Genomic DNA, 16,796 nt, shown 5'->3' with positions numbered 1-16,796 from the left:
CAGTGTGCAACGTAGCCCAACCAACCGTTCGGCCGGGGCCGTTACAGCGTCGCGGGGCGGACCACCACCACCGGCTTGGTCCGCGCGCCCTCGTCGCGCAGCAGCGCCATCACCCGGCCGTCCGGGCCGCAGGCGGCGTAGATGCCGTCGATGCCGGCCGGCGCGAGCGACCGGCCGTTGCCGGTCGCCTCGGCCTCCTCGGCGGACAGGTCGCGGCGCGGGAAGATCAGCAGGCAGGCCTCGTCCAGGCTGTAGCTGAGCCGCGGGCGCTCCGCCAGGTCGTCGAGCGGGTAGGCCTGATCGAGCCCGAAGCGCCCGACGCCGGTGCGCCGCAACGCCGTCAGGTGCCCGCCCACCCCCAGGGCGCCGCCGAGGTCGCGGGCCAGGGCGCGGATGTAGGTCCCCGACGAGCAGTCGACCTCGACGTCCAGGTCGACGACGTCGTGGCCGCGCCGGATGTCGCACACCTCGAACCGGTCGATGCGCACCGGGCGGGCCTCGAGCTCGACGGTCTGGCCCTCGCGCGCCAGCCGGTAGGCGCGCTTGCCGTCGACCTTGATGGCGCTGACCGTCGACGGCACCTGGTCGATGTCGCCGCGCAGGCCGCCCACGGCGGCCTCGATCGCCTCGCCGGTCAGGTGCCGCGCCGAGACGCTGCGCACCAGTTCGCCCTCCGCGTCGTCGGTGGACGTGCTCTGGCCCAGCCGGATGGTGGCCGTGTAGGACTTGGCGGTCGCGGTCAGCAGGCCGAGGATCTTGGTGGCGCGCTCGACGCCGATCACCAGCACCCCGGTGGCCATCGGGTCCAGCGTTCCCGCGTGCCCCACCCGGCGGGTGGAAAAGATCCGGCGGCAGCGCCCGACCACGTCGTGACTCGTCATTCCGGCCGGCTTGTCGACGACGACTATCCCTGGCCCGGTGGGGCTTTGGCTCATAGCACGATGGCGGTCAGCACCAGCCCGCGCTCGACCGACCACCGGCCGCGCAGCTCGGTCAGCGGCGGACCGGACAGCGCTTCCGGATCGATCAGAATCCGCGACACGAAACCGCCCGTCGCCGCCCCGGGGCCGTCGGCCTCGAACGCGATGTGGGCGTCCTCGAAGCCCAGCCACCGTTTGGTCAGCGGATACCAGGCCTTGTACGTCGCCTCCTTGGCGCAGAACAGGATTCGGTCCCAATGCAGGTCCCCCGTCAGGCGGGCGGGGATCTCGCTGCGCTCGGCCGGCAGGCTGATCGCGTTGAGCACGCCGTCGGGCAGCACGTCGTGCGGTTCGGCGTCGATGCCCACCGAGCGCACCGCGTCGGTACGGCCCACCACCGCACCCCGATAGCCCGTGCAGTGGGTGAGGCTGCCCACCACCCCGTCGGGCCAGCAGGGCTCGCCCTTCTCGCCCTTGAGGATCGGCACCGGCGGCAGGCCGAGCTCGCCCAGCGCGATCCGGGCGCAGTGCCGGACGGTGATGAATTCGTTGCGCCGCTTGGCCACCGACCTGGCGATCAGCGGCTCCTCTTCGGGCAGCGGCGCGAGATCCGGCGGATCGGCATAGACCTCCGAGTAGGCCAGGCCGTCGGCGACCGGCAGCACCGAGGAAACCAGCGTGTCCCCCGTCATCGTGATTGCCGCTGCCGCAACCGTTCCCGGAACTGCGCGGCCTGCGCCTTCATCTCGGGAGTGATCTCGAAGTGGCCGCCGAAGTCGTTGAGGTCGCCCGGCGCGTACTGCGGATCCGGCAGCACCTGGCGCAGCCAGCTGGGCGGCTTGCGGCGACGCCACTCGCGCGGATAACCCACCGACACTTCCTCGAAGCGCACGTCGTCGTACCAGGTGGTCCGCGGGATGTGCAGGTGGCCGTAGACCGAACACACGGCGTTGTAGCGGGTATGCCAGTCGGCGGTCTTGGTGGTTCCGCACCACAGCGAGAACTCCGGGTAGAACAGCGCGTCGCAGGGGTCGCGGACCAGCGGGAAGTGATTCACCAGGACGGTCGGGGTCATCCAGTCCAGCTCTTCGAGGCGGGCACGGGTGATCTGCAGGCGCTCGCGGCACCACGCCTCACGCGTGGCGTACGGCTCCGGGGAGAGCAGGAACTCGTCGGTGGCCACCACGTTGCGCTCACGTGCGATGGTCAGGCCTTCGGCTTTGCTCGCGGCTCCCTCGGGCAAGAAGCTGTAGTCGTAGAGCAGGAACATCGGGACGATCGTGGCCGGGCCGCCGCGCTCGGTCCATACCGGGAACGGATGCTCGGGCGTGACCACGCCCATCTCGTCGCACATGTTGACCAGGTACTCGTAGCGCGCCTTGCCGAAGACCTGCACCGGATCGCGGGTGGTGGTCCACAGCTCGTGATTGCCCGGCACCCAGATCACCTTGGCGAAGCGCCGTCGCAACAGGTCAAGAGCCCAACGGATCTCGTCGGTGCGTTCGGCGACGTCGCCGGCGACGATCAGCCAGTCATCCGGCGAGGAGGGGTGCAGCGATTCGGTGACCGGCTTGTTGCCGAGGTGACCGGTGTGCAGGTCGGACACCGCCCACAGCGTCGGTTGCCCACCGTTGGTCGAATCCTGCCCCGCTGAATGCCCAGCCACGATTAACCACCCTAACGACCCGAACCGGGCAAGCCCCTTTGGCGGGCGTCTTTTTGGCCCGCGAGCGGGTGAGTTAGAACAAGTTCAGGTTTGCCTGTGACCCCGCGGGCGGGACTTGTACACTCCCCCGAAAGGACCGCTGAGGCGTCAGGGGGGTGTCGTGTTCGCCAATGTTCGTCTGCTGGGGGCGCTGGGTGCGCTGCTCACAGCGGCCATCGGGGGCACGGTGGGCTTGTTGACCGCCCCGGCCGCGCCGGGTGGCGGCGAGGAGTCCGTCGAGCTGAGGTCGACCGCCCAGCCGATGGAAACCACCATGAAGAGCCCGATCGTGGCGACCACCGATCCACGCCCCTTCGACGCGTGCGAGGACATCCCGTTCGACGTCATCCAGGGGCTCGGTTTGGGCTTTACCCCGCCCGAACACGAAGACGGGCTGCGCTGCCACTTCGACGCCGGCAACTATCAGGTGGCCGTCGAGCCGATCATCTGGCGCACCTACGAGCAGTCGCTGCCCGCCGACGCCGTCGAGACGACGATCGCGGGTCACCGCGCCGCGCAGTACTGGGTGCTCAAGCCGACCTACCACAACAGCTACTGGTTCTACTCCTGCATGGTCGTGTTCAAGACCAGCTACGGCGTGCTGCAGCAGGCGCTGTACTACTCGACCGTCTACTCCAACCCCGAAGTCGACTGCATGCAGACGAATCTGCAGCGCGCCAACGACCTCGCGCCGTATTACAAGTTCTGATTTCGCCCCGGGTCGAGTCGCCGCCGGTTGACGAGGTCTTAATGTGAGGACCGTGAGTACGACCGCGATCCAATCCGCGCAGCCGGCGCTGCATACCCTGCGACACCTGGGCGGCAAGGCCGCCGGCCGGCTGCTCGGCCTGCCGCCGGCGACCACCGACTACACCGTGGAGCGCGTCGTAGTGCCGATGCGTGACGGGGTGGAGCTGGTGGCCGACCACTACGCGCCGGCCACCGCGTCGGCCCAGGGCACCTTGCTGGTCCGCGGGCCCTATGGGCGCGGTTTCCCGTTCACGCTGATCTTCGGCGCGCTGTACGCGTCGCGCGGCTACCACGTGGTGCTGCAGAGCGTGCGCGGCACGTTCGGATCGGGCGGGGTGTTCGAGCCGATGGCCAACGAGGTCGACGACGGCGCCGACACCGTCGCCTGGCTGCGCGAGCAGCCATGGTTCACCGGCCGCTTCGCCACCGTCGGCCAGTCCTACCTGGGATTCACCCAGTGGGCGCTGCTGCAGGATCCCCCGCCGGAACTGGCCACCGCCGTCATCATGGTCGGCCCGCACGATTTCAACGAATCAACTTGGGGCACAGGAACGTTCGCGGTCAACGACTTTCTGGGCTGGAGCGACATGGTGGCCCACCAGGAGGACCCGGTGCGCATTCGCGCCGCGCTGCGCCAGCTGCAGACCCGGCGCAGGGTGGCGCAGGCGGCGGCCGCGGTGCCGCTGGGCGACGCCGCGCGCAGCCTGCTCGGCGCGGGTGCGCCCTGGTTCGAATCCTGGGTCGAGCACAGCGAACCCGACGATCCGTTCTGGAATGCGTTGCGGTGCAACGACGCGCTGGACCGCGTGCAGGTGCCGGTGCTGTTGGTGGGCGGCTGGCAGGACATCTTCATCAGGCAGACCCTGCAGCAGTACGCGCACCTGCGCGGCCGCGGCGTCGACGTCGCGCTCACCGTCGGCCCGTGGACGCACACCCAGCTGCTCACCACCGGGTTCTCCACCTGCGCCCGGGAGGCACTGGATTGGCTGGGCACCCATCTGGGCGATGCGGCCACGTCGCGCCGGCCCAGCCGGGTCCGGGTCTACGTCACCGGCGGCGGCGCGGGCGGGGGCTGGCGCAGCCTGCCCGACTGGCCGCCGGCCACCACCGAACGCGCCCTGTACCTGCGGCCCGGCGGCTACCTGGGCGAGACCGCGCCGGCCCTGAAAGGGTTGGCCCCGGCCACCTTTCGTCACGACCCGGCCAACCCGACGCCGACGACAGGCGGCCCGTTGCTGTCCGCCGACGGCGGCTACCGCGACGACAGCCGGCTGGCGTCGCGCGACGACGTGCTGGCGTTCACCAGCGCGACCCTCACCGAGGACGTGTACGTCTACGGCAGCCCGGTCGTCGAGCTCGCCCACGGCGCGGACGGTCCGCACGCCGACCTGTTCGTGCGGGTGAGCGAGGTCGACAACAAGGGCCGGTCGCGCAACGTCAGCGAGGCATACCGCCGGCTGGACGCCGCGGCAAAACCCAAGTCGGAGAAGATCGTTCGCCTCGACCTCGACGGCATCGCCCACCGCTTCCGGGCCGGCTCACGCGTCCGGGTGCTGATCGCCGGCAGCTGGTCCCCGCGCTACGCGAATAACCTCGGTTCCGGCGAACCGGTGCTGACCGGCCGGCAGCCGACGCCGGTCACCCACACCGTGCGCTACGGCCGCTCCCGGCTGCTGTTGCCGGTCGGGCCGGCCGAGCCGTCAGCCAACGGCGGCGCGGACCCGGGCGGCGACCGCGGCTAGCGCCGCTTGGTCATGAACGGGGTCGTGCGCCGGAGCCTGCACCGGCAGCTCCACCCAGCTCTTGCAGCCGGCATACTCAGCGGTCCGGTCCAGGCGCACCGGCTCGACCAGCGGCATCACCGACACCACCAGCACGGCCAGCTTGTGCTTGGGACGAAAGTCGAGCCGGTCGGCGCGCACCGACTCCGGCGTCCAGATGTGCAGGTCCTCGATGGCCGAAAGTCCGTCCGGGCGCTCAACCGGCACCGCCGCAACGACTTTCGCGGCGGCCCGAATCACCAGCTCGTCGTCGGTGCTGTCGGCGGCCGCGGGGGCCAGCAGGTCTCGATGCTCGGGGCGCACCCGCTCGGCGTGGCTGTGCGCGACCGTCGGGAACAACAGGAATTCGCGGGCGGCCAGTTCGAATCGCTTCTCCCCGATGCCGCCCTTGCGCAGCAGCACGCGCTGGCGGCCGTCCAGCAGGGCGTGCACCGCCGCGCTCCACTCCTTGAGCGCGGGCGTCGTTGTGGTGACGGTCATTTCGCGCCCGCCATCCGCGCGATCACCTCGGGCCGCCGCAGCGGCGGGACCGTCTTGGGCGGCTGGCGCCGCGGCGGCAGCTGCCCCAGCAACCGCGTCGTCGTCTCGGTGACCTCGGCAACCGCCGCCTCGAACGCATCGACGTTGGCCGCCGAGGGGTGGGTGATGCCGCTGACCTTGCGCACGTACTGGCGGGCGGCCGCGGCGATCTCCTCGGCGGTGGCCGCGGGCTGCAGGCCGCGCAGTTCGGTGATGTTTCGGCACATCTTTCCCACGATAAGCGCTGCTCGGCGCCGCCGCTCCTCGACGGATCGGCCGGCGGCAAGCCGGCCAACCGGGGGTGCCGGGTGACTGGCTACGGTGATGTCATGACCGACGAGATCCTGCTGATCGCCACCGACGAGCGAGTGCGCACCCTGACCCTCAACCGACCCCAGTCGCGCAACGCGCTGTCGTCGGCGTTGCGGGACGGCTTCTTCGGCGCGCTGGCCGATGCCGAAGCCGACGACGACGTGGACGTCATCATCGTCACGGGCGCCGACCCGGTGTTCTGCGCGGGACTGGACCTCAAGGAGCTGGGCGGTTCGTCGGCGCTCCCGGACATCTCGCCGCGGTGGCCGGCGCTGACCAAGCCGGTGATCGGCGCGATCAACGGCGCCGCGGTGACCGGCGGGCTGGAGGTGGCGCTGTACTGCGACATCCTGATCGCCTCGGAGAACGCCCGGTTCGCCGACACGCACGCCCGGGTGGGCCTGCTGCCCACCTGGGGGCTGAGCGTGCGGTTGCCGCAGAAGGTGGGGGTCGGGCTGGCCCGGCGGATGAGCATGACCGGGGACTACCTGTCCGCCGCCGACGCGCTGCGCGCCGGCCTGGTGACCGAGGTGGTGCCCCACGAGCAGCTGCTGGGCGCCGCCCGGGCGGTGGCGGCCTCGATCGTCGGGAACAACCAGGACGCGGTGCGGGCGTTGCTGGCCTCCTATCACCGCATCGACGACGCGCAGACCAGCGCGGGGCTGTGGCAGGAGGCGACGGCGGCCCGGCAGTTCCGGACCAGCGGCGACGACATCGCCGCCAACCGGGAGGCCGTGCTGCAACGCGGTCGCTCGCAGGTGCGCTGACCTCGCGATCTGCGGCGATCGGTTCCCCCCGATCCGGCCCGCGCCATACGATCAGCTGATGAACGCGGTCGCCGGAGTCATCGTGCGGATGCTCGGCGGCCTGACGCTGGCGGCCGCGTCGGTGATCGCGGTGTCCGCGCCGCACGCGGGCGCGCTGCCGCCGCCGGGATTCCCCAACCTGGATGCCTTCACCGCCGTCCCGGCCGACGGCTATCAGGGCGCGGGTGTGCCGGGGAGCGCGCCGCGGGTCGGCTTCTCCGCCGGTTCCGCCCTGGTCTGCGACTTCTACGGCGGCCCGCCGCCCGTGCCGCAACCGTCACAGGACATCAAGTGCAAGGGCGACATGCTCGGGATGGACGACGTGCCCATTCCCGGCGGCCGCCCACGGCCCGGCGACTGCGTGCTGGGTTCAGTGGACTTCAAGGGCCCCGGCTATCAGTTGAGCCGGATGTCCTACGGCGGATGCGACGGCAACGCGCCAGAGCTGCCGGCCGGCGGCAAAGCCCTGGGGTCGGGCCAGAAGCTGACCTACCTCAACGTCACCTGCGCGGCGGGAGCCGACAACCTCGTCGCCTGCCTGGACACCACCAGCGGCGACCACGGATTCGTTGTGCAGCGCTCGGGAAGCTGGGCTTTCTAGCCCGGGGCTTCTAGGCCAGGGCTTCTAGTCCAACGCGGTGCGCAGCGCCGCCACCGCGTCCTCGATGGTTCCGCTGGTCGAGTAGCCGGCCGCCAGCCGGTGCCCGCCACCGCCGAAGCCGGACGCGACCGACGCCAGGTCCACCGCGGCCTTGGCCCGCATCGACACCGACCACTGCTGCGGCGCAATCTCCTTGAACACCGCGGCCACCTCGGCCTGCTGCGTGGTCCGCACGATGTCGACGATGCTCTCGACTTCCTCCGGACGTGAACTGGTCCAATCCAGGTTGTCGACAACGGCATACACCAGTCCCCGGCCGCCCGCGGCGTCCGGCAGCAGCCGGGCCGAGGCCAGCACCCGCGACAGCAGCGGGAGCCAGCCGAACGGGTGGCTGTCCATCAGGGTGCGGCTGATCGCGGCGTTGTCCACGCCGCCGTCGACCAGCCGGGCCGCCAGCCGCAGGGCGCGCGCGCTGGCCCAGCGGAAGGATCCGGTGTCGGTCGTCAGGCCGGCGTAGATGCAGTGCGCGACTTCGGGATCGATGGGCATGGCCCAGGCGTCCAGGATGTCGGCGACCATCATCGTGGTCGAATCAGCGGTCACGTCAACGAAATTGGCGGTGCCGAACATGTCGTTGGAGGCGTGGTGGTCGATGACCAGCACCTCGCCGGCCTCAACGGCCAAGTCGCTCAACGCGCCCAGCCGTTTGATACTCGGAACGTCAACGGTGACAACCAAATCGACGTCGCGGCGCATCGCATCTGGGCTGACCAGCAGCCGGCAGCCGGGCAGCGACGCCAGCGACTCGGGCAGCCGGGCCGGCTCGGCGAAACTGACCTCGACCTGCTTGCCGCACTTGTCCAGCACCAGCCCCAGCGCCAGCCCGGCGCCGATGGTGTCGGCGTCGGGGTGCACGTGCGCGATCACCGCGACCGTGTCGGCGTCCGACAGCAGATCGACGGCGCCCACGGCGTCGACGCGTGCCCCCACCCTGGGGCTGTCCAGTTCAGTATTCGTGTTGGTCGTCGTCACCGATGCTCCCGTCGAGGCCGGGCTCCGCGCCCGATCCGCTATCCCGGTATGGATCGGCCTCCCCAGCCGGCTTGGCGCCCGAACGAACCCGCGCCAGATCAGCGTCCGCGGCGCGCGCCCGCGCCAGCAACTCGTCCATCCGCTGCACGTTGTCCGACGTGGTGTCGCGCGTGAACGTCAGCGTGGGCGTGAAACGCACGCCGGTGCCGGCCCCGACCATGGTGCGCAGCGCGCCCTTGGCCCGTTCCAGGGCGGCCGCGGCGGCGCCGTAATCCGGCTCGTCGTCCAACGTGCGTCCCATCACCGTGTAGAACACCGTCGCATCGTGCAGATCAGCGGTCACCTTCGCGTCGACGATGGTGACCCCCTCCAGCCCGGGATCCTTGATCTCGAACTCGATCGCCGAGGCGACGATGGTGTTGATCCGCTTGGCTAAACGGCGCGCCCGGGCCGGGTCAGGCATTCGGATTCACCGCCTTCTCCTCATCACTACGTTCTGCATGGTCGGCGGTGGTCAGGTGCGTTCCTTCTGGACCAACTCGTAGGACTCGATGATGTCGCCTTCCTTGAGGTCGGAGTACCCCAGCGTCATACCGCACTCGAAGCCCTCGCGGACCTCGGTCACGTCGTCCTTCTCCCGTCGCAGCGAGGTGATCGACAGGTTGTCGGTGACCACGATGTTGTCCCGCAGCAGCCGCGCCTTGGCGTTGCGGCGCACGATGCCGCTGCTGATCATGCAGCCGGCGATGATGCCGACCTTGGAGGACCGGAAGATCGCCCGGATCTCGGCGCGACCCAGCTGGTTCTCCTCGTAGATCGGCTTGAGCATGCCGCGCAGGGCCTTCTCGATCTCGTCGATCGCCTGGTAGATCACCGAGTAGTAGCGGATCTCCACACCCTCGCGGTTGGCCAGCTCGGTGGCCTTGCCCTCGGCGCGCACGTTGAAGCCGATGATCACCGCGTCCGAGGCCGACGCCAGGTTGACGTTGGTCTCGGTGATGCCACCGACACCGCGGTCGATGACGCGCAGCGCCACCTCGTCGTCGATCTGGATGCCCATCAGGGCCTCTTCGAGGGCCTCGACCGTACCGGCGTTGTCGCCCTTGAGGATCAGGTTCAGCTGGCTGGTTTCCTTCAGCGCCGAGTCCAGGTCCTCCAGGCTGATCCGCTTGCGGGAACGCGCCGCCAGCGCGTTGCGCTTGCGCGCGCTGCGCTTGTCGGCGATCTGGCGGGCGATGCGGTCCTCGTCGACGACCAGCAGGTTGTCGCCGGCGCCGGGCACCGAGGTGAAACCGATGACCTGCACCGGTCGCGACGGCAGCGCCTCTTCGACGTCCTCGCCGTGCTCGTCGACCATGCGGCGAACCCGGCCGTACGCGTCGCCGGCCACCACCGAGTCGCCGACGCGCAGCGTGCCGCGCTGCACCAGGACCGTTGCGACCGGCCCGCGACCGCGGTCCAGGTGCGCCTCGATCGCCACACCCTGGGCCTCCATGTCGGGGTTGGCCCGCAGGTCCAGGGCCGCGTCGGCGGTCAGCAGCACCGCCTCGAGCAGCTGCTCGATGTTGGTGCCCTGCTTGGCGGAGATGTCGACGAACATGGTGTCGCCACCGAAATCCTCTGCCACCAAACCGTATTCGGTGAGCTGGCCGCGAATCTTGGCCGGGTCGGCACCCTCGACGTCAATCTTGTTGACCGCCACCACAATCGGCACGTCGGCCGCCTGGGCGTGGTTGATGGCCTCCACCGTCTGCGGCATGACGCCGTCGTCGGCGGCGACCACCAAGATGGCGATGTCGGTGGCCTTCGCACCGCGGGCACGCATGGCGGTGAACGCCTCGTGACCCGGGGTGTCGATGAAGGTGATCGGCCGTTCTTCTCCGTCGTGATCGACGGTCACCTGGTAGGCACCGATGTGCTGGGTGATGCCGCCCGCCTCGGCCTCGCGGACGCTGGCGTTCCGGATGGTGTCCAGCAGTCGGGTCTTACCGTGGTCGACGTGACCCATCACGGTCACCACCGGCGGCCGGGTCTGCAGGTCTTCCTCGCCGCCCTCGTCCTCGCCGTAGGTCAGGTCGAAGGACTCCAGCAACTCGCGGTCCTCGTCCTCGGGGCTGACGACCTGGACGACGTAGTTCATCTCGCTGCCGAGCAGCTCGAGCGTCTCATCGCCGACCGACTGGGTGGCCGTGACCATCTCGCCGAGGTTGAACAGCGCCTGCACCAGCGAGGCCGGGTTGGCGTTGATCTTGTCGGCGAAGTCGCTCAGCGACGCGCCGCGGGCCAGCCGGATCGTCTCGCCGTTGCCGTGCGGCAACCGCACGCCACCGACGACGGGCGCCTGCATGTTCTCGTATTCGGCGCGCTTCGCCCGCTTCGACTTGCGACCGCGTCGCGGCGCACCGCCGGGACGGCCGAAGGCGCCGGCCGCACCGCCGCGCTGTCCCGGACGGCCACCGCCACCGCCGCGGGGACGGCCACGGAAACCGCCGCCACCTCCGGGCGGCGCGCCGACTCCGCCGCCACCGCCGCCGCGGTAGTTGCCGCCGCCTCCGTCACGGCCGCCGGGACCACCGGGAGGGGCGCCGCCGGGACGCGGGGCGCCGGGCCGGGCCGGGCGACCGGGTCCACCGGCACCGGCGGGCCGGGGCGGCATATTGCCCGGCGAAGCGCCGCCGGGACGCGGGGCGCCCGGGCGGGGCGCTCCGGGACGGGGCGCCTGCGGACGCGGGATGGGCCGGTCGACGGGTTGCGCCGACGAGAAGGGGTTGTTTCCGACGCGCGGGGCGCGGGGCTTGGGCATCGGGCCGGGACGCGGGCCGGGCGTCATGCCGGGGCGCGGCGCCTGGCCGGGCGGCTGCCCTGGTGCGGGCGGTTTCGGCTGGCCGGGTGCGGGCGCGGCAGGCCGGGCGGGAGCCGGGCCGGGCCGGGCCGGTGCCTCGGCGGGCGCCGCGGCGGAGGCCTGCGGGGCGGCGGGCTTCGCGGGCGTCGCCGTCGCCTCGCCGTTGCCGCCGGCGCTGCCGATGGCGTTGTCGAGGGCCTTGTCGAGCGATTTGTCGGGGGCCTTGGCGGCGGGCGGCTTGGCCCCCGCTTGTGCGGAGGCCTTCGCCGGGGCCTTCTCGGCGGCCTTGCCGCCGCCGAAGGACTCGCGCAGCCGGCGAGCCACCGGCGCTTCTACCGTCGACGATGCGGATTTAACGAATTCGCCCTGATCATTCAGTCGGGCGAGGACTTCCTTGCTGGTGACACCGAGTTCCTTAGCCAACTCGTGTACGCGGGCCTTACCTGCCACTACATCTCCTGTCTATGAGGCGACAGTCGTGGGGCCGCGCCTCGGGTTTAGCTATGACGCATTGTCATCGGGACTTCACGGTGTGCTCATGTTCTTTGCTACCTGTTCTGTTGCCGGGCGCTCGGGCGCACAGAGAGACTCTATGTGCTCGATCACCGCGGATGTGTCCGGTGAACCGGTGATGCGCAGCGCTTTGGTGAAAGCCCGCCGCCGGATTGCCTGTTGCGCGCACTGCGGCCCGGGATGCAGCCACGCACCCCGCCCCGGCAGGCTATTGCCTGTGTCAACGATCACGGCGAATTCGCCGTTCCCGTTCGGCACAGCCACCACTCGAAGCAGCTCGACGGCCAGCTCTCGCTTCCGGCACCCGACACATGTCCGTACGGGTCCACCCGCATGACGGTGCGCCAAGGACGAAGGCTCACGCTGGATCACGGCTAAGTCTAGCGTCACCGAATAGATGGTCAGAACCGCCCGAGGGTGCGCGGGTGACGCTAGCGGTCGTGGGCCATTCCGTGGCTGGCGCCGTGTTCGGACTGGCTCTCCGAATGCCCACCGGAGCCGGCGGGCGAGTCCCCGCGGATGTCGATGCGCCACCCGGTGAGCCGGGCGGCCAGCCGCGCGTTCTGGCCCTCCTTGCCGATGGCCAGCGACAGCTGGAAGTCGGGCACCACCACACGGGCGGCGCGGGCCGCCTGGTCGATGATCGAGACCGACACCACCTTCGCCGGCGACAGCGCGTTGGCGACGAAGCGCGCCGGGTCCTCGTCGTAGTCGATGATGTCGATTTTCTCGCCGGAGAGCTCGCTCATCACGTTGCGGACCCGCTGCCCCATCGGGCCGATGCAGGCGCCTTTGGCGTTGAGGCCGGGAAGGTTGGACTTCACCGCGATCTTGGAGCGATGGCCGGCCTCCCGGGCCACGGCGACGATCTCCACCGATCCGTCGGCGATCTCGGGGACTTCCAGCGAGAACAGCTTGCGGACCAGGTTGGGGTGGGTTCTGGACAGGGTGATCAGCGGTTCCCGCGCGCCGCGCGTCACCCCGATCACGTAGCACCGCACGCGGTTGCCGTGCTCGTAGCTTTCGCCGGGGACCTGCTCGGCCGCCGGGATCACGCCCTCGGAGGCCTTCGTCTCGGTGCCCATCCGGACCACGACCAGCCCCCGCGCGTTGGCCCGGCTGTCCCGCTGGATGACGCCCGCGACGATTTCCCCCTCGCGGGTGGAGAACTCGCCGTAGGTCCGCTCGTTTTCGGCGTCCCGGAAGCGCTGCAGCATGACCTGGCGCGCGGTGGTGGCGGCGATGCGGCCGAAACCCTCGGGGGTGTCGTCCCATTCACTGATGACGTTGTCGTCTTCATCGGTCTCCCGGGCCATCACCCGCACGACACCGGTCTTGCGGTCGATCTCGATCCGCGCGTCGTTCTGATGGCCTTCGGTGTGCCGGTAGGCGGTGAGCAGCGCCGACTTGATCGTCTCGAGCAGCTCGTTGACCGAGATGCCGCGATCCACCTCGATGGCGTGCAGTGCGGCCATGTCGATGTTCATGCTCCGGTCTCCGTCCTCCGGGCCTGACCCATACTCGCCAGTTCCAGCTCCGCTTGGTTAGGGGGCGAAAACTCCACCTGGACAACCGCTTTCGCGATGTCACCGAGTGGGATCTCGCGCACTTCCCAGTCCCGGCCGGCGCGGACCACCAGTGCGACCGCATCGTCGGTGGTCTCACCGACCCGGCCGGTCAGCTTCGATCCGTCCGACAGGATGACGTCGACCTTGCGGCCGCGGGCCCGACGGAAGTGTTTCGCGCTGGTCAGCGGGCGGTCGACGCCGGGCGAGGAAACCTCGAGCACGTAGTGGTCGTCGATGGTGTCCAGGCCGTCGAGCAATGCCGATGCGGAGCGGGACAGCGTGGCCGCTGTGTCCAGGTCGAGGCCGTTGTCGCCGTCGGCGATGACCAGAATTCGCGGTGGGCGGGTCCGGGCGTCGATGACCACGTCTTCGATCTCGAATCCGGCGCGCGCAAACTCTCCACCGAGTAGCTCGATCACCTGCGTCTGCGACGGTAGCCCGGTGGTCACGGCGAGCTCCTCATCTTGAGTTGTCCGGTCATCTGGCGGATGTCGGCGCCCCGATGGCTTCGCAGGCGACTTCCGGCGTCCCGGCGGAGGAACGTCCGTGCCGACGGTTGCTGTCGGTGGCTGCCCTCTGCGAGAACCAGCTATCCACGATACGCCAGGAATCGCCTATGACGGCGTGATCGCGTCCTGGCGTCGTGCCCGCCCCCGCGCCGATGGCAGGATGTCTTTGTGGCTAGCGCAGTTCCGTTCGTCAACAGGCGAGGTGTCCTCGCCGGTGGTGTGGCCCTGGCTGCGCTCGGGGCGGTGGCGTCCGCCTGTGACAAGTCCGCGCCCAAGCCCCCGCCGGTCGAGCAATTGCTGGGGCCGTTGGATCAGGCCCGGCACGACAGCGCGCTGGCGGGTGCCGCCGCCGCGGCCGTCGGGAACCCGCCTCAGGTCGCCGCCGCGCTGACGGTGGTGGCCAGCCAGCGCGCCGCCCACGCCCGCGCGCTGTCCGCGGAGATCTCGCGCGCGACCGGCAAGCTCGCCACGTCCCCCTCGAGCGAAGCGCCCAGCCCGAGCCAGGCCCAGCCGGCCGGCCCGCCGCCGCCCCCGCCGCCGGTGTCCGACGTGATCGACGCGTTGCGCGCCTCGGCCGACAGCGCGAGCCGCCTGGTGGGCACCGAATCGGGCTACCGGGCCGGGCTGCTCGCCTCGATCGCGGCGTCCTGCACGGCGTCGTACACGGTTGCGCTGGTGCCCGGGGGTCCGTCGATATGACCTCCGGCAAGGACGCCGACAACCAGGCGCTGTGCGACGCGCTGGCCATCGAGCACTCGACGATCTACGGCTACGGCATCGTGTCCGCGCTGTCGCCGCCCAGCGTGAACGACATGGTGGTGGAGGCGCTCGGGCAGCACCGCCAGCGCCGCGACGACGTCATCGCGATGCTGACGGCCCGCAAGGTGACCGCCCCGATCGCCGCGGCCGGCTACCAGCTGCCCTTGGTGGTCGGCGGCCCGGCCGACGCCGCGCGGCTGGCCGCACGGATGGAGAACGACGGCGCGGGCGCGTGGCGCGTGGTCGCCGAGCACGCCGAGACCGGCGCGGACCGCGCGTTCGCCGCGACGGCCCTGGTTCAGAGCGCGGTGATGGCCGCCCGGTGGAGCCGGGTGCTGGGCGCCTGGCCCATCACGACGAGCTTCCCCGGCGGCAACGACTAGCCGTTTTCAGCCGTTGAGGGCCGCGGCGATGTCGGTGGCCAGCGACGGCCCGGTCGCCAGTTCGCGGGTTTGGCCGCCGAAGCGGTCGCGCAGCTCCACCACGCCGTCCGCCCAGCCCCGTCCCACGATGACGATCCAGGGCACGCCGAGCAGCTCGGCGTCCTTGAACTTCACGCCCGGTGACGCCTGGCGGTCGTCGAGCAGCACTTCGACGCCCAGCCGGTCCAGCTCGCCGGCCAGCTCGACGGCCCCGGTGCGGGCTTCCGCGTCCTTGTTGGCGATCACCAGATGGACGTCGAACGGCGCGACCGCCGACGGCCAGCGCAGGCCCAGCTCGTCGTGGTGCTGTTCGGCGATGACGGCGACCATCCGCGACACCCCGAGGCCGTAGGAGCCCATCGTCAGGCGCACCGGCTTGCCGTCCTCACCGAGCACGTCGACGGTGAAGGCGTCGGTGTATTTGCGGCCGAGCTGGAAGATGTGCGCGACCTCGATGCCGCGCGCCGAGACCAGCGGCCCCGCGCCATCCGGCGAGGGGTCACCGTCGCGCACCTCGGCGGCCTCGATGGTGCCGTCCGCGGTGAAGTCCCGGCCGGCGACCAGCCCGACGACGTGCCGCCCGGGCTCGTCGGCCCCGGTGATCCAGCTGGTGCCGTCCACCACCCGCGGATCGACCAGGTAGCGAACACCGTTGCCCTGCAACGCTTTCGGTCCGATGTACCCCTTCACCAGGAAGGGGTACTTGGCGAAGTCGGCGTCGTCGAGCAGGGCGTATTCGGCCGGTTCCAGCGCCGCGCCCAGCCGTTTGTCGTCGACCTCCCGGTCCCCCGGCACCCCGATGGCCAGCAACTCCCACTCCCCGCCGGGCTGGCGCACCTTGAGCAGCACGTTCTTCAACGTGTCGGCCGCGGTGACGGTGCGGCCCAGGTCCGCCTGGTTGGCCCAGTCCACCAGGGTGGCGATGGTCGGCGTATTGCCGGTCTCGTGGACCACCGCCTCGGGCAGCCCGTCGATGGGCTGCGCCTCCGGGCGGGCGGTCACGACGGCCTCGACGTTGGCCGCGTAGCCGGATTCCAGGCACCGCACGAAGGTGTCCTCGCCGACCGCGCTCTCGGCCAGGAATTCCTCGGAGGCGCTGCCGCCCATGGCTCCCGACACGGCGGAGACGATGACGTAGCGCACCTGCAGCCGCGCGAAGATGCGCTGATAGGCCTCGCGATGCGCGTGGTAGGCGGCCTTGAGTCCGGCGTCGTCGATGTCGAACGAGTAGGAGTCCTTCATCACGAACTCGCGCACGCGCAGGATGCCGGCCCGCGGCCGCGCCTCGTCACGGTATTTGTTCTGGATCTGATACAGCAGGACCGGAAAGTCCTTGTACGAGCTGTATTCGCCTTTGACGGTCAGGGTGAACAGTTCCTCGTGGGTGGGGCCCAGCAGGTAGTCGTTGCCGCGACGGTCCTGCAGCCGGAACACCGAGTCGCCGTACTCGGTCCACCGGTTCGTCGTCTCGTACGGTGCGCGCGGGAGCAACGCGGGGAACAAGATCTCTTGCCCGCCAATGGCGTTCATCTCCTCGCGGACGATGCGCTCGATGCGGCGCAGCACCCGCAATCCCAGCGGCAGCCAGCTGTACAGCCCGGGCGCGACGGGCCGGATGTAGCCGGCCCGGATCAAAAGCTTGTGGCTGGCGACTTCGGCGTCGGCGGGATCGTCGCGCAACGTGCGCAAGAACAACTGGGACATCCGGGTGATCACAGCGGGCCAGCCTAGCGGTGACTGCGAGCGCAACGAAGTTG

Annotated in this window: 17 protein-coding genes and 1 pseudogene; 6 read left to right on the top strand and 12 right to left on the bottom strand. The window is 70.5% G+C overall.

All coding sequences use genetic code 11. From position 1 onward, the window contains the following. Positions 1 to 41 precede the first annotated feature (41 nt). The 3 genes from truB to A5732_RS18105 are packed head-to-tail and all read right to left on the bottom strand — an operon-like array spanning position 42 to position 2,586. On the bottom strand, positions 42 to 935 hold the full coding sequence (truB, locus tag A5732_RS18115) for a tRNA pseudouridine(55) synthase TruB (protein WP_076102922.1): 894 nt from the start codon (positions 933 to 935) through the stop codon (positions 42 to 44). Further along, positions 932 to 1,612 carry a 4'-phosphopantetheinyl transferase PptT gene (gene pptT / locus A5732_RS18110; RefSeq protein WP_076102921.1) on the bottom strand — a complete coding sequence of 227 codons (681 nt, stop codon included), beginning with the start codon at positions 1,610 to 1,612 and terminating at the stop codon, positions 932 to 934. Before pptT ends, truB begins: the two co-directional genes overlap by 4 nt. Next, on the bottom strand, positions 1,609 to 2,586 hold the full coding sequence (locus A5732_RS18105) for a metallophosphoesterase family protein (RefSeq protein ID WP_076051775.1): 978 nt from the start codon (positions 2,584 to 2,586) through the stop codon (positions 1,609 to 1,611). The genes pptT and A5732_RS18105 overlap by 4 nt, the downstream gene beginning before the upstream one ends. 160 nt (positions 2,587 to 2,746) lie before the next feature. On the opposite strand from A5732_RS18105, the gene A5732_RS18100 reads away from it, so the two are divergent. Together A5732_RS18100 and A5732_RS18095 are read left to right on the top strand one after the other, a co-directional pair. Beyond that, the gene (locus tag A5732_RS18100) at positions 2,747 to 3,334 is read left to right on the top strand and encodes a DUF3558 domain-containing protein (protein ID WP_076051774.1); all 588 of its coding nucleotides are present in this window, start codon (positions 2,747 to 2,749) and stop codon (positions 3,332 to 3,334) included. Positions 3,335 to 3,386: 52 nt separating this feature from the next. After that, positions 3,387 to 5,117, top strand: coding sequence for a CocE/NonD family hydrolase (locus tag A5732_RS18095; RefSeq protein ID WP_076102920.1), 1,731 nt, complete (start codon positions 3,387 to 3,389; stop codon positions 5,115 to 5,117). On the opposite strand, the gene A5732_RS18090 is transcribed toward A5732_RS18095, so the two are convergent. Both A5732_RS18090 and A5732_RS18085 read right to left on the bottom strand, forming a co-directional pair. Further along, positions 5,076 to 5,636: a DUF1802 family protein gene (locus tag A5732_RS18090; protein WP_076102919.1), complete on the bottom strand. Its 561-nt coding sequence runs from the start codon at positions 5,634 to 5,636 to the stop codon at positions 5,076 to 5,078. The genes A5732_RS18095 and A5732_RS18090 overlap by 42 nt on opposite strands. After that, complete coding sequence (locus A5732_RS18085) at positions 5,633 to 5,902, bottom strand: DUF2277 domain-containing protein (protein ID WP_064952875.1); 270 nt, start codon at positions 5,900 to 5,902, stop codon at positions 5,633 to 5,635. Before A5732_RS18085 ends, A5732_RS18090 begins: the two co-directional genes overlap by 4 nt. Positions 5,903 to 6,004: 102 nt before the next feature. Between A5732_RS18085 and A5732_RS18080 the strand changes: the two genes are divergently transcribed. Beyond that, positions 6,005 to 6,754: an enoyl-CoA hydratase gene (locus tag A5732_RS18080; RefSeq protein ID WP_076103032.1), complete on the top strand. Its 750-nt coding sequence runs from the start codon at positions 6,005 to 6,007 to the stop codon at positions 6,752 to 6,754. 58 nt (positions 6,755 to 6,812) lie between these two features. Further along, positions 6,813 to 7,394 carry a hypothetical protein gene (locus tag A5732_RS18075; RefSeq protein ID WP_076102918.1) on the top strand — a complete coding sequence of 194 codons (582 nt, stop codon included), beginning with the start codon at positions 6,813 to 6,815 and terminating at the stop codon, positions 7,392 to 7,394. A 24-nt stretch (positions 7,395 to 7,418) separates the two neighbouring features. Here the strand turns inward: A5732_RS18075 and A5732_RS18070 are convergent, their stop codons facing one another. The 6 genes and pseudogenes from A5732_RS18070 to rimP form a co-directional block, all read right to left on the bottom strand. After that, on the bottom strand, positions 7,419 to 8,399 hold the full coding sequence (locus A5732_RS18070; protein WP_371915838.1) for a DHH family phosphoesterase: 981 nt from the start codon (positions 8,397 to 8,399) through the stop codon (positions 7,419 to 7,421). After that, positions 8,388 to 8,889 (bottom strand): annotated as a pseudogene (rbfA, locus tag A5732_RS18065) (30S ribosome-binding factor RbfA); the annotation flags it as partial. The pseudogene rbfA and the gene A5732_RS18070, both read right to left, overlap by 12 nt. A gap of 51 nt (positions 8,890 to 8,940) precedes the next feature. After that, positions 8,941 to 11,718, bottom strand: a complete 2,778-nt coding sequence (gene infB / locus A5732_RS18060) for a translation initiation factor IF-2 (RefSeq protein WP_076102916.1) — start codon at positions 11,716 to 11,718, stop codon at positions 8,941 to 8,943. Positions 11,719 to 11,793: 75 nt separating this feature from the next. Further along, positions 11,794 to 12,039: a YlxR family protein gene (locus A5732_RS18055; protein ID WP_372236956.1), complete on the bottom strand. Its 246-nt coding sequence runs from the start codon at positions 12,037 to 12,039 to the stop codon at positions 11,794 to 11,796. A 173-nt stretch (positions 12,040 to 12,212) separates the two neighbouring features. Then, complete coding sequence (gene nusA / locus A5732_RS18050) at positions 12,213 to 13,268, bottom strand: transcription termination factor NusA (RefSeq protein ID WP_076051768.1); 1,056 nt, start codon at positions 13,266 to 13,268, stop codon at positions 12,213 to 12,215. After that, positions 13,265 to 13,798 (bottom strand): ribosome maturation factor RimP, encoded by a 534-nt coding sequence (rimP, locus tag A5732_RS18045; protein WP_076102915.1) that lies wholly within the window; start codon positions 13,796 to 13,798, stop codon positions 13,265 to 13,267. The genes nusA and rimP overlap by 4 nt, the downstream gene beginning before the upstream one ends. Before the next feature lie 228 nt (positions 13,799 to 14,026). On the opposite strand from rimP, the gene A5732_RS18040 reads away from it, so the two are divergent. Next, positions 14,027 to 14,557 (top strand): hypothetical protein, encoded by a 531-nt coding sequence (locus A5732_RS18040; RefSeq protein WP_076102914.1) that lies wholly within the window; start codon positions 14,027 to 14,029, stop codon positions 14,555 to 14,557. Beyond that, positions 14,554 to 15,000 (top strand): ferritin-like domain-containing protein, encoded by a 447-nt coding sequence (locus tag A5732_RS18035; RefSeq protein ID WP_064954403.1) that lies wholly within the window; start codon positions 14,554 to 14,556, stop codon positions 14,998 to 15,000. The genes A5732_RS18040 and A5732_RS18035 overlap by 4 nt, the downstream gene beginning before the upstream one ends. A gap of 6 nt (positions 15,001 to 15,006) precedes the next feature. On the opposite strand, the gene A5732_RS18030 is transcribed toward A5732_RS18035, so the two are convergent. Then, complete coding sequence (locus A5732_RS18030; RefSeq protein ID WP_076102913.1) at positions 15,007 to 16,755, bottom strand: proline--tRNA ligase; 1,749 nt, start codon at positions 16,753 to 16,755, stop codon at positions 15,007 to 15,009. Between the last annotated feature and the right edge of the window lie 41 nt (positions 16,756 to 16,796).

The sequence above is a fragment of the Mycobacterium colombiense genome (assembly GCF_001953985.1).
GTDB lineage: Bacteria > Actinomycetota > Actinomycetes > Mycobacteriales > Mycobacteriaceae > Mycobacterium > Mycobacterium colombiense_B.
The sequence above is the reverse complement of the archived record's forward strand: the minus strand, read 5'-3'. Positions and strand labels throughout refer to the sequence as shown.